Annotated in this window: 14 protein-coding genes; 12 read left to right on the forward strand and 2 right to left on the reverse strand. The window is 65.4% G+C overall.

Annotation, left to right across the window (positions count from 1 at the left end; translation table 11 throughout):
- Positions 1-39: 39 nt before the first annotated feature.
- Both CH295_RS15705 and CH295_RS15710 read right to left on the reverse strand, forming a co-directional pair.
- A complete protein-coding gene (locus CH295_RS15705) occupies positions 40-444 on the reverse strand; it encodes an ASCH domain-containing protein (protein ID WP_094741241.1) in 405 nt (134 codons plus the stop codon).
- 7 nt (positions 445-451) lie between these two features.
- Positions 452-1,516: an endonuclease/exonuclease/phosphatase family protein gene (locus CH295_RS15710; protein ID WP_094741242.1), complete on the reverse strand. Its 1,065-nt coding sequence runs from the start codon at positions 1,514-1,516 to the stop codon at positions 452-454.
- A gap of 100 nt (positions 1,517-1,616) precedes the next feature.
- On the opposite strand from CH295_RS15710, the gene CH295_RS15715 reads away from it, so the two are divergent.
- The 12 genes from CH295_RS15715 (at position 1,617) to CH295_RS15770 (ending at position 14,524) form a co-directional block, all read left to right on the forward strand.
- Entirely contained in the window at positions 1,617-2,429 is an 813-nt protein-coding gene (locus tag CH295_RS15715) for a TIGR03084 family metal-binding protein (protein WP_094741243.1), read from the forward strand.
- A complete protein-coding gene (locus CH295_RS15720) occupies positions 2,426-4,120 on the forward strand; it encodes an acyclic terpene utilization AtuA family protein (protein ID WP_094741244.1) in 1,695 nt (564 codons plus the stop codon). Before CH295_RS15715 ends, CH295_RS15720 begins: the two co-directional genes overlap by 4 nt.
- Entirely contained in the window at positions 4,117-5,265 is a 1,149-nt protein-coding gene (locus CH295_RS15725; RefSeq protein WP_094741245.1) for an acyl-CoA dehydrogenase family protein, read from the forward strand. The genes CH295_RS15720 and CH295_RS15725 overlap by 4 nt, the downstream gene beginning before the upstream one ends.
- Entirely contained in the window at positions 5,262-6,860 is a 1,599-nt protein-coding gene (locus CH295_RS15730) for an acyl-CoA carboxylase subunit beta (RefSeq protein WP_037191350.1), read from the forward strand. The genes CH295_RS15725 and CH295_RS15730 overlap by 4 nt, the downstream gene beginning before the upstream one ends.
- Positions 6,861-6,864: 4 nt before the next feature.
- Positions 6,865-8,838, forward strand: a complete 1,974-nt coding sequence (locus tag CH295_RS15735; protein WP_094741246.1) for an acetyl/propionyl/methylcrotonyl-CoA carboxylase subunit alpha — start codon at positions 6,865-6,867, stop codon at positions 8,836-8,838.
- Positions 8,835-9,995: an acyl-CoA dehydrogenase family protein gene (locus CH295_RS15740; protein ID WP_037191352.1), complete on the forward strand. Its 1,161-nt coding sequence runs from the start codon at positions 8,835-8,837 to the stop codon at positions 9,993-9,995. The genes CH295_RS15735 and CH295_RS15740 overlap by 4 nt, the downstream gene beginning before the upstream one ends.
- A complete protein-coding gene (locus tag CH295_RS15745) occupies positions 9,995-10,747 on the forward strand; it encodes an enoyl-CoA hydratase family protein (RefSeq protein ID WP_094741247.1) in 753 nt (250 codons plus the stop codon). The genes CH295_RS15740 and CH295_RS15745 overlap by 1 nt, the downstream gene beginning before the upstream one ends.
- Before the next feature lie 55 nt (positions 10,748-10,802).
- Positions 10,803-11,426 carry a TetR/AcrR family transcriptional regulator gene (locus CH295_RS15750; protein WP_037191644.1) on the forward strand — a complete coding sequence of 208 codons (624 nt, stop codon included), beginning with the start codon at positions 10,803-10,805 and terminating at the stop codon, positions 11,424-11,426.
- Positions 11,427-11,487: 61 nt separating this feature from the next.
- Positions 11,488-12,894 carry a guanine deaminase gene (locus tag CH295_RS15755; RefSeq protein ID WP_094741362.1) on the forward strand — a complete coding sequence of 469 codons (1,407 nt, stop codon included), beginning with the start codon at positions 11,488-11,490 and terminating at the stop codon, positions 12,892-12,894.
- Between the two features lie 42 nt (positions 12,895-12,936).
- Positions 12,937-13,464 (forward strand): hypothetical protein, encoded by a 528-nt coding sequence (locus CH295_RS27825; protein WP_094633930.1) that lies wholly within the window; start codon positions 12,937-12,939, stop codon positions 13,462-13,464.
- A gap of 35 nt (positions 13,465-13,499) precedes the next feature.
- Positions 13,500-14,000, forward strand: coding sequence for a DUF3558 domain-containing protein (locus tag CH295_RS15765; RefSeq protein ID WP_037191645.1), 501 nt, complete (start codon positions 13,500-13,502; stop codon positions 13,998-14,000).
- Entirely contained in the window at positions 13,997-14,524 is a 528-nt protein-coding gene (locus CH295_RS15770; protein WP_094633928.1) for a DUF3558 domain-containing protein, read from the forward strand. The genes CH295_RS15765 and CH295_RS15770 overlap by 4 nt, the downstream gene beginning before the upstream one ends.
- Positions 14,525-14,682 lie beyond the last annotated feature (158 nt).

The raw sequence follows: 14,682 nt of genomic DNA on the forward strand, positions 1-14,682 counted from the left end.
TGCGACGCAGTGTCTCGATCCCGAGACTGCCACCCCGCTTCACTCCGGAACGAGTACGAACCGCTCCAGGACCACCTGAGTGTCGTCGTCGACGGTGAAGTGTGGATCGCCCAGTTCCGCGCGAACCTCGGTCGAGTGCCAGAATCTTTCGTGTCCGGCCCGCCACTGCGCCACATCGGCGTAACCCTCTCCCTCGTCGAAGGCATGCTGGAATGAAACATCCTTCAGCGCAACGACATCGACACCTGTGGTCTCGATGACTCCGACGACGACACCCGCCGAATCCACCACCGCGCCACGTTCACCGACTCTCGGCATCTCCTCGTCGGCATACTGGACCAACAGACTGGCCGTGGTGGTCTTGGCACCGGTCAGGACGGCCGCAACCAAGGTGTCCCGTAAGGGCCCCGGGTACGCGAATTCGACAATCGGTAGATTGGTCACGCATCCATCATATTTCGAGGTCGGCCCACACCAGTCGGTGGTCCGACGGGTGCTCGGTGCCCGAAGGCCAGTACACCTGCGAATCGATCACCGTCAGATCGTCCGAGGGCAACACGTAGTCCACGCGCAGGTCGCCCGGCGTCGGGTCGGCGAAATCTGCTGTGTCCGTGCCGTGATCGGCCGAGGTGGGTGCAGGATCCTGAACCCGCGGAAGGTCGAGAACCTGCGCGATGGCACCGGCCACCGAATCGCCGTCCACCGGATCGCTGTTCTGATCGCCCAGCATGACGAACGATGCTCCGTTCTCCAGCCCGCCGCGTACACCGTTGTCGTCGTAGAGGTAGTCCGCACCCGAGATGTAATCGGCGCTGAGTCTGATCTCGTCGTGGTTGCGCTTGCCGTTGCGGTCCTCGGGACCATCGAAAGACGGGGGAGTGGGGTGTGACGCCAACACGTGCAGGGTCGTGCCGTTCACGTCGATCGGCACGTCCCAATGCGATTTGCTGGACAGTCGTAGGGCGTCGGAGGCATCTCCGTAGTAGTCACGCGGCAGCAGGGAATCCGGCATGTCCTTCCACAGGAAGTTCTGGAACGTACGTACCGAATCGGTGGCGATCGGATACTTCGAGTACACGACCATCCCGTACTGGCCCGGGAACTGGCCGAACCCCCACGCATCACCCGGGCCGCCGAGTGTGCCGTCCCGGTCCAGGTCGAGTCCCGAATCGACGCCCGTGTTCACCGGTGCAGTGAAGGAGTGCGGATACTGTCCGTCGAGATAGTTGTCGTTGAAGAGAGTCACCGCATCCTGGCCCGAGTAGTCGAACTCGTTGACCAGCAACACATCCGGTGAGTTCGCGGCAATCACATCGGCAACCGCGCGAGCCTGTGCGTCCTCACCCTGCAGATCGGTCACCAGCTGCCCGGCCACCGGCCGATTGAGGCTGGCATTGAACGTCGCCACGCGTACCGGCGTCGTAACGGCTTCGAGTCGGTCGGCATCAGGGTCGGACGAGGAGCAACCAGCGGCCATGACGGCGAGGGTAACGGTGACGGCCACGAGTCTCGACATTCTCACGGTCGTCACCGTAGAGACGGCAAGCGAACGCCAGGTTACGGATTAACAAGCAAGCGTGCTTGCTTTTTTCGAGACCTCCTGTGAAGCTGGGCTCATGGCAGACCTCGACACTCTGGTCGACGACCTCCGCGCCGAGGGCAACGACCTCGATGCACTCGTGGCCGAGTTGACCCCGGACCAGTGGGCGACACCGACACCGGCCGCGGGCTGGACCGTCGCGCACCAGATCGCGCACCTCTCCTGGACCGATCACGTCGCGGAGCGGACCACGTCCGGCGCATCAGGCGATATCGAGGCCAAGGAAGAGTTCGCTCTCACTCTGAAGAAGGCGTGGGAAAACCCCACCGGCTTCGTCGACGAGGCCGCCGAGGAAGGATCTCGTGACCCCGACCTCCTGAGCGCATGGCGAACCCGACGGACCGCCATGACGGACGCGCTGATGCAGGTGCCGTCCGGGATCAAGATCGACTGGTTCGGACCCCCGATGAGTGCGGCGTCCATGGCCACGGCGCGTCTGATGGAGACCTGGGCGCACGGTCAGGATGTCGCCGACGCGGTTGGCGTCACCCGCGTTCCCACCGACCGAATCCGCGCAGTCGCTCATATCGGCGTCCGCACACGGGATTTCGCCTACGCCGTCAACCAGCAGGCTCCGCCGACCGAACCGTTTCGCGTCGAGCTCACCGCGCCGTCGGGAGAGCTCTGGACCTGGGGACCCGAGAACGCCGCCCAACGTGTGAGCGGTCCGGCGCTGGACTTCTGCCTTCTCGTCACCCAGCGTGCTCACCGCGACGACCTCGGCATTACGTCCGAGGGAGCCGACGCCGCGCATTGGCTCACCATCGCCCAAGCCTTCGCAGGCCCTCCGGGAGCCGGACGGACACAGTCAGGACGAGAGCAAGCATGACCGTACGAATCGGCAACTGTTCGGGCTTCTACGGAGACCGTCTCTCCGCCATGCGAGAGATGCTCGAGGGCGGCGAACTCGATTACCTCACGGGTGATTACCTGGCCGAGCTGACGATGCTCATTCTCGGTCGCGATCGAATGAAGGACGCGACCCGTGGCTACGCCAAGACCTTTCTGCGGCAGGCCGAGGACTGCCTGGGGTTGGCACTGGACAAGGGTGTCAAGATCGTCGCCAACGCAGGCGGACTCAACCCCCGAGGCCTGGCCGAGGCACTGGAGAAGCTGGACTCCGGCGCGAAGATCGCGTACGTCGACGGTGACGACCTCCTCGGCCGAGCCACCGAACTCGGTCTCGGAAGCCCGCTGACCGCAAATGCCTACCTCGGAGCGTGGGGCATCGTCGAATGCCTGAACTCCGGGGCCGATGTCGTGGTCACCGGTCGCGTCACCGACGCCAGTGTCATTGTCGGGCCTGCAGCGGCCCACTTCGGTTGGACGCCGACCGATTACGACGCGTTGGCCGGGGCCGTGATCGCCGGACATGTCATCGAATGCGGAACGCAGGCGACGGGTGGCAACTACTCGTTCTTCACCGAGATCGCGGACATGTCTCGTCCCGGATTCCCCATCGCCGAGATCGAGTCCGACGGTTCGTCCGTCATCACCAAGCACGAGGGCACCGGTGGGGCTGTCAGCGTCGGCACCGTGACCGCTCAGCTGCTGTACGAAATCACCGGCGGGCGATACGCGAACCCCGACGTCACCGCGAGAATCGACACGGCGATCCTGGCGCAGGAGTCCAGTGATCGGGTGTCCATCACCGGCGTTACGGGGGAAGCCCCACCGCCCACCTACAAGGTCTCGCTCAACGCACTCGGCGGGTTCCGCAACGAATTCACGATGGTGCTCACCGGACTCGACATCGAAGCCAAAGCGGCACTGGCACAACGGCAATTCGAGTCCTGGCTCAAGGCCCGTCCCGCCGAGCTCGACTGGACCCTGGTGCGCACCGACAAGCCGGATGCCGAGACGGAGGAGACGGCCAGCGCCCTGCTGCGCTGTGTTGCCCGCGACAGCAACCCCGACGCTGTCGGACGTCAGTTCTCGGCCGTGGCAGTCGAACTCGCACTGGCCAGTTATCCCGGATTCTCGGTGACCGCGCCCCCCGGAAACGGAGCGCCCTACGGAGTGTTCACGGCAGGCTTCGTCGACGCGGCCGAGGTGCCACACGTCGCGCACCTGGCCGACGGGACCGAATGTGCCGTAGCTCCGTCGCAGCAGACGCAGGTACTGGAGCCCGTGAAAGAACCGGCGCTGCCTGCACCCAGAGCACCCGAAGCGACCATCCGGCTTCCACTCGGAACCATCGCCGCGGCCCGTAGCGGCGACAAGGGCGGCAACGCCAACGTCGGAGTCTGGGTTCGCACCGACGACGAATTCTCGTGGCTCGTGCACACATTGACGGTCGAGACTCTGAAACAGATGCTGCCCGAGGCAGAGCCGCTGACCGTCACCCGCCACGTACTGCCCAATCTGCGGGCCCTGAATTTCGTCATCGAGGGCATCCTCGGTCAAGGCGTCGCCTCTCAGGCCCGATTCGATCCACAGGCCAAGGGACTCGGTGAATGGCTGCGGTCGCGGCACATCGACATCCCCGAAACGCTTGCCTACAAGGGAGAACTCGTATGAACATCTGGACGACGCCCGAGCGTCAGCAGCTGCGCAAGACCGTCCGCAGTTTCGTCGAGCAGGACATCGCGCCGCACATGAATCAGTGGGAGACCGACGGAGAGATTCCGCGCGAACTGCACAAGAAGGCAGCCGCTCTGGGACTGATCGGAGCAGGCTTCCCCGAGGACGTCGGCGGCGACGGTGGAGATCTGGCCGACGCGGTCGTGATCTGCGAGGAGATGCATCAGGCCGGTGCGTCCGGTGGACTGTTCGCATCGCTGTTCACCAGCGGAATTGCATTGCCGCACTTGGTGGCAGCGGGCGACGCCGATCAGATCGAGAAGTGGGTGCGGCCCACGCTGGCCGGGGAGAAGATCGGATCGCTCGCGATCACCGAGCCGGGTGGCGGTTCGGATGTCGGCCACCTCAGGACGAAGGCCGTCCGAGACGGCGAGCACTACGTCGTCAACGGATCCAAGACGTACATCACCTCCGGATGCCGAGCCGATTTCATCGTCACCGCGGTCCGCACCGGCGGCGAGGGTGCAGCCGGTGTCTCGTTGCTCGTCATCGAGAAGGGCACGCCCGGGTTCGAGGTCACCAGCAAGCTCGACAAGATGGGCTGGCGCGCATCCGATACCGCCGAGCTCTCGTTCGTCGACGCCCGCGTCCCGGTTGCCAACCTCGTCGGTGCCGAGAACAGCGGCTTCGCGCAGATCGCGCAGGCGTTTCTCACCGAGCGCATCGCCCTCGCCGCGCAGGCCTACGCCAGCGCACAGCGGTGCCTCGATCTGACGCTGCAGTGGGTCCGCGATCGTGAGACCTTCGGAAAGCCTCTCATCGCAAGGCAATCCGTACAGAACACCGTGACCGAGATGGCGCGCAAGATCGACATCGCCCGCGTCTACACCCGGTCCCTCGTCGAGCGATCGCTCGAATCGAACGAGGACTTCATCGCCGAGGTCTGCTTCGCGAAGAACACGGCCGTCGAGTCCGGAGAGTGGGTCGCCAATCAAGCGGTGCAGCTCTTCGGCGGGCTCGGGTACATGCGCGAGAGCGAGGTCGAGCGGCAGTACCGCGATATGCGCATCCTCGGTATCGGCGGCGGGACGACCGAGATCCTCACCGGACTGGCAGCAAAACGATTGGGGTATCAGGCATGAGCGTGCTGAAGTCCACCCTCGACACCGCGTCGGAACAGTATTCCGGTGCCACCGAGGCCATGCACACCAAGCTGGCCGAGATCGACGCCGAGCATTCGAAGGCTCTGCTCGGTGGCGGTCAGAAGTACGTCGAGCGACACAAGAAGCGCGGCAAGCTGCTCGCCCGCGAACGCATCGAGCTGCTGATCGACGAGGACTCCGCGTTTCTCGAACTGTGCCCACTCGCGGCCTGGGGCAGCGACTTTCCCGTCGGAGGCAGCACCGTCATGGGTATCGGCGTGGTGTGCGGCGTCGAATGCCTCATCGTGGCCAACGACCCGACGGTCCGCGGCGGGGCGAGCAACCCGTGGACCCTCAAGAAGGGTTTCCGCGGCAACGACATCGCCACGCAGAACCGGCTTCCGGTCATCTCACTCGTCGAGTCCGGTGGAGCCGATCTGCCGACGCAGAAGGAGGTGTTCATCCCCGGCGGTCGCATGTTCCGTGATCTGACGCAGCTCTCGGCGGCCGGCATCCCCACGATTGCCCTGGTGTTCGGTAACTCCACCGCCGGCGGCGCATACATACCCGGCATGTCCGATCATGTCGTCATGGTCAAGGAACGTTCCAAGGTGTTTCTTGCCGGCCCACCGCTGGTCAAGATGGCCACCGGCGAGGACTCGGACGACGAATCGCTCGGCGGTGCCGAGATGCACGCCCGAAAGTCGGGTCTCGCAGACTATTTCGCTGTCGACGAGCAGGACGCCATCCGCATCGGGCGCAGCATCGTCTCCCGGCTCAACTGGAAGAAGAAGGGCCCCGAGCCGCGCGCCGAGGTCATCGAGCCGCTGGCCGACCCCGAGGACCTGCTCGGCATCGTCCCCACAGATCTGAAGATCCCGTTCGACCCACGCGAGGTCATCGCCCGCATCGTCGACGGTTCCGATTTCGACGAGTTCAAGCCCATGTACGGCGGTTCGCTCGTCACCGGCTGGGCCGAGCTGCACGGATATCCGATCGGCATTCTGGCCAACGCCCGCGGTGTGCTGTTCAGCGAGGAATCACAGAAGGCGACGCAGTTCATTCAGCTCGCCAATCGCTCGAACACCCCACTTCTGTTCCTGCACAACACCACCGGATACATGGTCGGCAAGGAGTACGAGGAGGGCGGCATGATCAAACACGGTTCGATGATGATCAACGCCGTGTCCAACTCCACGGTGCCGCACATCTCCATTCTGCTCGGTGCGTCCTACGGAGCCGGTCACTACGGCATGTGCGGACGCGCGTTCGATCCGCGATTCCTCTTCGCCTGGCCGTCCAGCAAGTCCGCCGTCATGGGCGGCGCGCAGCTCGCCGGTGTCATCTCCATCGTCGGACGCGCCGCTGCCGAAGCTCGTGGACAAGCCTTCGACGCCGAAGCCGATGCCGGCATGCGCGCGATGATCGAAGGCCAGATCGAGGCCGAGTCGATGCCGATGTTCCTCTCCGGACGCCTCTACGACGACGGCGTCATCGACCCCCGTGATACCCGCACGGTGGTGGGAATGTGCCTGTCGGCCATCGCCACCGCCCCGATCGAAGGCACCGCCAACTTCGGTGTCTTCCGGATGTGAAGCCATGACCGTAAGGTCCGTCCTCGTAGCCAACCGCGGCGAAATTGCCCGCCGCGTCTTCACTACCTGCCGCGCCGAAGGCATCGACACCGTCGCGGTGTTCTCCGACGCAGACGCCAATTCCCCGCACGTGCGTGAGGCCGACTCGGCAGTGCGGCTGCCCGGAAACAGTTCGGCCGAGACGTACCTGCGCGGCGAGCTCGTCATCGCGGCAGCCGCGGCCGCCGGAGCCGACGCCGTGCATCCGGGATACGGATTCCTCTCCGAGAACGCCGATTTCGCGCAGCAGGTGCAGAACGCCGGCCTGACGTGGATCGGGCCGCCCGTCAAGGCTATCGAACTGATGGGCTCGAAGGTCGAGTCCAAGAAGATGATGGCCGACGCCGGAGTGCCGGTGCTGACCCAGCTCGATCCCGAGTCGGTCACCGAGAACGAGCTTCCGGTGCTGATCAAGGCGTCCGCGGGCGGCGGCGGGCGCGGCATGCGCATCGTGCGCAACCTCGAGAACCTGGAGTCGGAGCTCGAAGCAGCCGGGCGCGAGGCACTCTCGGCATTCGGCGACGGAACGGTGTTCGTCGAGCGGTACATCGAGACCGGTCGGCACATCGAAGTACAGGTCATGGCAGACAGATTCGGCACGGTGTGGACGGTGGGCGAGCGCGAGTGCTCGATCCAACGCAGACATCAGAAGGTCGTCGAGGAAGCACCGTCGCCGCTCGTCGAACGCATCGACGGCATGCGCGAGAAGCTCTTCCATGCGGCGACGCTGGCCACCGAGGCCATCGGCTACGAGGGTGCGGGCACCGTCGAATTCCTCGCCGACGAGAAGGGCAACTTCTTCTTTCTCGAGATGAACACGCGTCTGCAGGTGGAGCACCCGGTCACCGAGTGCACGACCGGACTCGACCTGGTGGCCTTGCAGATCAGGGTCGCCGCGGGGGAGCGGTTGCCCGCCGAGCAGCCGAAGACGCGTGGCCACTCCATCGAAGTTCGCCTCTACGCGGAGGATCCGGCCCAGGACTGGCAGCCGCAGAGCGGTGCCGTACACCGGTTCGAGATACCCGGTGTCCAGTTCGAGGTGCTCGCGAAGTCCGGCATCAGAGTCGACTCCGGCGTCGAGACCGGCAGCGTGGTGGGAACTCACTACGACCCGATGCTCGCGAAGGTCATCTCGTTCGCGCAGACGCGGGATCAGGCTGCGAATCTACTGGCGAAAGCGTTGCAGAAGGCCACCGTTCACGGCCTGAAGACCAACCGCGATCTGCTGGTCAACATCCTGCGGCACCCGGCATTCCTGGCCGGGGATACCGACACCGCCTTCTTCGACAGGCACGGGCTCGATGTCCTGGCTCAGCCGATCGCACACGGCCGGGCCGAGGAACTGTCGGCTCTCGCGGCTGCCTTGGCCGACGCGGCGAGCAACGTCGCGCGAGCGCGGGTGAACCGGGGACTGCCCGGTGGCTGGCGCAATCTTCGGTCCCAACCGCAGCGCAAGACGTACAACGACATCACCGTCGAATATTCGATCGGACGCAGCGGACTCACCTCCTCGGTGGAGGGCGTCGACCTCGAGGGCGTCGAACTCGTCGTGCACACGCCGACCTCGGTGACGCTCGACGACAACGGAATTCGTCGCATCTTTCAGGTGAGCAGCTACGGATCGGACGTGTTCGTCGATTCTGCACTCGGTCCGGTCAGGTTGATCAAGGCCCCGCGGTTCACCGACCCCACCGACGAGGTCGCGGCCGGTTCGTTGCTCGCACCGATGCCCGGCAGTGTCATCAGAATCGCTGCTGCGCAGGGCGATACCGTCACCGCCGGTCAGCCGATCCTGTGGCTCGAGGCGATGAAGATGGAACACACGGTCACCGCACCCGCGGACGGTGTGCTCACCGAGTTGAACGTAGTGGAAGGTCAGCAAGTCGAAGTCGGCGCAGTTCTGGCCGTGGTCACCGAAAAGGGAGTGGAGCAAGTATGAGTTTCATCGAAACCGAAGAGCAGAAGGGTCTGCGCAACGCAGTCTCGTCACTCGGCAAGCGCTACAACTACATCGACTACGTCCTGCCGAAGGCGCGCAAGGGTGAGCCGCTGACCGAACTGTGGAACGAGGCGGGCAAGCTCGGTTTCCTCGGCGTCAACCTGCCCGAGGAGTACGGCGGCGGTGGCGCAGGCATCTACGAACTCGCGCTCGTGCAGGAGGAGTTGGCCGCGCACGGAGCCGGTCTGCTGCTTGTCGTCGTCAGCCCGGCCATCTGCGGCACCATCATCGGTAAGTACGGCACACCGGATCAGAAGCAGGAGTGGCTCACCGCTCTCGCCGACGGTTCCAAGATCATGGTCTTCGGCATCACCGAACCCGACGCCGGATCCAACTCGCACCAGATCACCACCACGGCGCGTCGTGACGGTGACGAATGGATTCTCAAGGGCAACAAGATCTACATCTCCGGCGTGGATCAGGCCGATGCGGTTCTGATCGTCGCACGCACCGAGGATTCCAAGACCGGCAAGCTCAAGCCGGCCCTGTTCATCGTGCCCACGGACGCTCCCGGTCTGCAGAAGACGCAGATGGAGATGGACATCGTCGAGCCCGATCATCAGTTCGTGCTGTTCCTCGACGACGTCAGGCTCCCCGCCGAGGCGCTCGTCGGTGAGGCCGATGCCGCCCTGATGCAGCTGTTCGCCGGCCTGAACCCCGAACGCATTCTCGGTGCCGCGATGGCTGTCGGGATGGGTCGGTACGCCATCGATGCAGCGGTGAAGTACGCCAAGGAACGCACCGTATGGAAGACGCCGATCGGGGCTCACCAGGGTCTCTCTCATCCGTTGGCGCAGTGCAAGATCGAACTCGAGCTCGCCAAGCTGATGATGCAGAAGGCCGCCGTGCTCTACGACTCCGGCGACGACTTCGGCGCTGCCGAGGCGGCGAACATGGCCAAATACGCTGCCGCCGAGGCCAGCATCAAGGCGCTCGATCAGGCGATCCAGACCCACGGTGGTGCCGGGTTGAGCAGTGAGTACGGCTTGGCTGCGATGCTCGGGGCCGCCCGTATCGCACGCGTTGCACCGGTGAGTCGGGAGATGATCCTCAACTTCGTGAGCCAGCACTCGCTCGGACTGCCGAGAAGCTACTGATGGCCGTTCTCGTCGAGTCGAGCAACAGCACAGCATATTTGACGTTGGATTCGCCGCAGAACCGGAACGCGCTGTCGTCGGTGTTGGTCGAAGAGCTGACCGCGGGCCTGATCGCTGCTGCACACGACGACGACGTCAGAACGATCGTGCTCGGCCACACCGGCACCACATTCTGTGCCGGAGCCGACCTCCGCGAAGCCGGAGCATCACCGGAACTGCTCACCCGGCAGATGCTCGATTTGATGCGGTTGATCATCGACACCCCGAAACCCGTCGTCGTGCAGATCGACGGACATGTACGGGCAGGCGGGATGGGGCTCGTCGCGGCCTGCGATATCGCGGTCGCCGGACCCGAGAGTTCGTTCGCGTTGACGGAGGTACGCCTCGGCCTCGCCGCGTCGGTCATCTCGGTGGCCGTGCTGCCGCGACTGACCTCTCGCGCGGCGAGTCGCTACTTCCTCACCGGGGAGACGTTCGACGGTGCCACGGCCGAGGCGATCGGTCTGGTCACCGTGGCCGACGCCGTCCCCGCTGCCGCGGTGGCCGACTACATGATCATGTTCAGGAAGTGTTCGCCGCAGGGCCTGGCCGAGTCGAAGCGCCTCACCACGGCCGCGATCAGGCGCGAGATGGACGAGCGCGGGACTGCCGTCGCCGAGCAATCGGCCAGGTTGTTTGCGTCCGACGAGGCCCGAGAGGGGATGATGTCCTTTCTGGAGAAGAGGCCCCCGTCCTGGGCGGCCGAGAAGTAGAGCGGCCGAGAAGCAGGTCGGCAGAGCGTCGGTAGTAGGGAGTATGGCGATGGTGATGGCGCGCGAACCCAAGCAGGACCGCAGCAGGGTGACGCGTCAGCGACTGCTGGAGGCGACGATCGATTCGCTCGCCGAGCAGGGCTGGGTTGCAACGACGGTCGGCGTGGTCGCCGAACGTGCAGGCGTCTCCCGCGGCGCGACCCAGCATCATTTCCCGACGCGTGAGGATCTGATCACCGGAGCGCTCGAGTACATGTTCGACACTCGGATGGACAGCGCTCGCCGCGAGGCGCAGGAGATTCCGGCGGGCCCGGGCCGGACGAAACTGGTGGTGGAACGGCTCGTCGAGTACTACACCGGGCCGATGTTCAAAGCGGCACTTCAGGTCTGGACAGCGGCCTCGGCCGATCCCGAGTTGCGCGATCGGATCGTCCCACTCGAAGAACGGTTCGGTCGTCGTGCCCACAAGATGGCCGTCGAGAACCTCGGTGTCGACGACAACGATCCCGTCACCCACCGTCTCGTTCAGGCCACCCTCGACCTCGCCCGCGGTCTGGGTCTGGCCGATGTGCTCACCGACGACGCACGACGGCGTGCCGAGGTCGTGCGGTCGTGGGCAGAGGTATTGGATGCGTCGTTGAACGCGCGGCTGTCCGCCGCAGGAGCGGGAGTGCAGTAGAGACCCGCACGATCTGCAGTTCCGATCGACCTGTGCTTGAGTCTGGCGGGTGACTTCCGAAATCTCACGCGTGCACCGCGGCCACATCTTTCACGTCGCAGGCTCGCCCACCGTGGTGGACGCCGCCGCCGCGCTGGTGTCGATTCCCGACGGTGCCCTCGTGGTCGGCGACGACGGCATCATCGAGTTCTGCGGTGAGTTCGATTCGCTCCCAACCGAATTCGCGCAGCATGCGGTTGCCGACCATCGGCCCGGGTTCCTACTGCCGGGATTCGTCGACACGCACATTCACTTCCCGCAGACCTACGCCGGGGATTCCTACGGCGGCGGGCAACTCCTCGAGTGGCTGAACACGTGCATCTTTCCGTCCGAGTCGCGCTTCGCCGATCCCGAGTTCGCTGCCGCTGCGGCCGGAGACTTCTGCGCCGCGCGGATCCGAGCCGGAACCACGCAGGCGATGGTGTTCGGATCGGCGTTCCCGCATGCGCAGGACTCGCTGTTCTCCGAGACCGAGAAGCACGGGCTGCGCATCGTCAGTGGCCGCGGGGTCCAGACCACCGGGCCGGCGTCGGCGCAGGCCCTGATCACCGGTGAGGACGAGGCCATCCGGCTGGTGTCCGAGGAGATCGAGAAGTGGCACGCAGCCGACACCGGCGACGTCGACACGGCAAAGCTGCACGTGGCCGTCGTACCGCGGTTCTCGCTCTCGGTGACGACGGAGACGCTGAGGAACCTCGGCGAGCTCTACGATTCCGTCCGCGCGCGAGGTGTCTACTTCCACACACACCTCAACGAGAACAACCGGCCGGGAACCGGCGAGATCGACGCCACCAAGAACGCCTACGGGGTGCAGACGTACCTCGACACCTACGACGGCAAGTTCCTGCCGGGCTCGCAGGTCGGTGGGAAGAGCTTCCTGGGGCGGCGCACCATCCTGGCGCACGCGGTGCACTGTCAGGACGTCGAACTCGCGCGAATGGCAGAGACGGGCACGTCCATCGCGCACTGTCCCACCTCGCAACAGTTCCTGGGCTCGGGCACCATGCCGTGGCTGCGGACCGTTGCCGCGGGGGTGAACATCGCCATCGGGTCGGACTTCGGCGGCGGTGACGAATGGTTGCTGCCGCAGGTCCTCGCCGATGCGTTCAAGGTGCACATCTCCGAGGCCGGTGACGCCGGACTGTCCCTGCATCCCGCCGAACTGCTGTTCACCGGAACCCTCGCCGGGGCCCGTGCGCTGGACATGGAGAACCGAATCGGCAACTTCGACGCGGGCAAGGAAGCCGACTTCGTCGTGGTCGATCCGTCCGCATGGCCGCAGCTCGCGGCAGCAGTCGACCACGGCGTCCGTGCCGACGACCCCGAGCTGGCCCGCGACCAGACCCTGTTCGCTCTGCTGATGGCGATGCGCGAGCCCGCCATCGTCGGCGTCTACGTCCAGGGCCGGAAGCTCGCCGCTTCGCGGTAACGTATGGCGACTCGCTTCCAAAGGATCAGGAGACACACAGGTATGGCTCGTCGGACTCGATTCGGTCTACTCGCAGCTGCATTCGCGGCTGTGGGCACCATGGCCCTCGCGCCGGTCGCACAGGCCCAACCGCCTGCCGATGCACCGCCTGCACCCACCGAGAACGCGCCTGCACCCCCGCCGGGACCGGTTCCCGTCCCCGTTCTGCAGATCCCCAACCTCGGAGTCACCGTCGGCGGACTCGTCGTGCCGGATCAGTGGATCGGGACGATCGAGGTAGCCAGCACCGAGACGCCGGGACTGACCAACATCTGGGGCCGCGCCGCCGAGCCGCGGATCTGCACGTCCTATCAGAACTTCGCCAGCCTGCAGGTCGATTTCGTCAACATCGCCAACGGACGCACCGGCTCGGTGAACGCACCGATCTGCCAGCAGGGAAACGGCGTGTTCGAGCCCTCCGGACCGGTCGTCGCCGATACCGGCAGCGGACCGGTCCTGTTCACCGCACACGTCCTCGCCTACGGCATTCTGTTCGACATTCCGGGCGTCGGCGGATTCTCGGCCCCGTAGCTGTGAGCCCGGGGCAGATGACGAGACGGTTCGCGATGGTCGTGACGGCAACAGCTGTGCTCATCGCCGGGTGCGGCGGTGCGGAGGACGACGCTGCGGCGCCGGAGGACACCGCCCCGACCACCGCGGCCTACGAGCCCGGCCCGTTCTTCGGCGAATGCGGATCGATCACCGACGCCGAGGTGCAGTCCGCGTTCGGTGCAGGCCCGTTCGCGCAGATCACCCGAAATTCCGTCGGTTGCCAGTGGGAGACCACGGGGTTCGGCGGGCCCGGCGTCAGCTTCTCCTGGTACCGCGGTAGCCCCATCGGACGCGAACGCGCCGGTTCCGAGCTGATCGGCCGTCCGGCGAAAGACATCGACATCGACGGCAACCCCGGCTTCGAGGCCGAGCAGGACACTCTGTGCGAGATCGGCGTGCAGTTCGGCGACGACTTCTTCCACTGGTCGATCACGTACTCCCTCGGACCGGCCGCGCGCCCGCCGTGCGACGTCGGAAACGAACTCGCGACGCTGACCGTGGAGCGCAAGCAATGACGCGCAGACGAGTGATCGCGGCGGCGTCGACCCTGTTGCTCGTTGCCGGGTGCGCCCAGACCGTCGAGGGGACCGCGAGACCGGCGAGCTTCGCAGGCTCCGGTGGCCAAGAATTCACCGAATTGTTGACCGAGTGCGACGCCGTCTCCGACGACCAGATCGCCGAGACCACCGGAGCCGACGCCATCGAGCGCGGCTTCTTCGGGGCCATCTGTCGGTGGGATCTCGTCGGCTCCGCGGGCACGGTGAAGGTGACGTTCAACTGGTTCGAGTCCGGCACTCTCGCAGCCGAGCGGGCCGCCGACGAGAAGATGATGTACACCGTCACCGACACAACGGTGCAGGGACGCAAGGCAATCCAGGCTCAGCGTCCCGACGACTCCGCGTCGTGTGGAGTCTCGGCGGGTGCGGATCGGGACGGCATCTTCGGGTGGTGGGTGCAGTACCAGCCGGACGCCGCGCATCCCGATCCATGCCAGGCCGCGGCGAAGCTCGCCGATCTCACGCTCAACCTCAGTCGTTAGTTGCCTACCCGCGCGAGGGGTGTTTTGACCCGAGGCGACGCCGCCGGGTATCGTTATGGGTCGTGTCCGGCCTGGCCGGAACGTTTGTGTGCCTATGCGAGGTACAGCCGTGCGCACGTTCGCTCGAAGAGCGCGCAACCGGCTGGACGTGTGGGGGT

Origin of the sequence: Rhodococcus sp. 14-2483-1-2 (assembly GCF_002259405.1) — a bacterium.
Lineage (GTDB): Bacteria > Actinomycetota > Actinomycetes > Mycobacteriales > Mycobacteriaceae > Rhodococcoides.

Coding starts and splice junctions, on each gene's coding strand:
- CH295_RS15715 (WP_094741243.1), top strand. CDS start 1,617: ATGGCAGACCTCGACACTCTGGTCGACGACCTCCGCGCCGAGGGCAAC.
- CH295_RS15710 (WP_094741242.1), bottom strand. CDS start 1,516: ATGTCGAGACTCGTGGCCGTCACCGTTACCCTCGCCGTCATGGCCGCT.
- CH295_RS15720 (WP_094741244.1), top strand. CDS start 2,426: ATGACCGTACGAATCGGCAACTGTTCGGGCTTCTACGGAGACCGTCTC.
- CH295_RS15745 (WP_094741247.1), top strand. CDS start 9,995: ATGGCCGTTCTCGTCGAGTCGAGCAACAGCACAGCATATTTGACGTTG.
- CH295_RS15765 (WP_037191645.1), top strand. CDS start 13,500: ATGGTCGTGACGGCAACAGCTGTGCTCATCGCCGGGTGCGGCGGTGCG.
- CH295_RS15730 (WP_037191350.1), top strand. CDS start 5,262: ATGAGCGTGCTGAAGTCCACCCTCGACACCGCGTCGGAACAGTATTCC.
- CH295_RS27825 (WP_094633930.1), top strand. CDS start 12,937: ATGGCTCGTCGGACTCGATTCGGTCTACTCGCAGCTGCATTCGCGGCT.
- CH295_RS15770 (WP_094633928.1), top strand. CDS start 13,997: ATGACGCGCAGACGAGTGATCGCGGCGGCGTCGACCCTGTTGCTCGTT.
- CH295_RS15740 (WP_037191352.1), top strand. CDS start 8,835: ATGAGTTTCATCGAAACCGAAGAGCAGAAGGGTCTGCGCAACGCAGTC.
- CH295_RS15735 (WP_094741246.1), top strand. CDS start 6,865: ATGACCGTAAGGTCCGTCCTCGTAGCCAACCGCGGCGAAATTGCCCGC.
- CH295_RS15725 (WP_094741245.1), top strand. CDS start 4,117: ATGAACATCTGGACGACGCCCGAGCGTCAGCAGCTGCGCAAGACCGTC.
- CH295_RS15750 (WP_037191644.1), top strand. CDS start 10,803: ATGGCGCGCGAACCCAAGCAGGACCGCAGCAGGGTGACGCGTCAGCGA.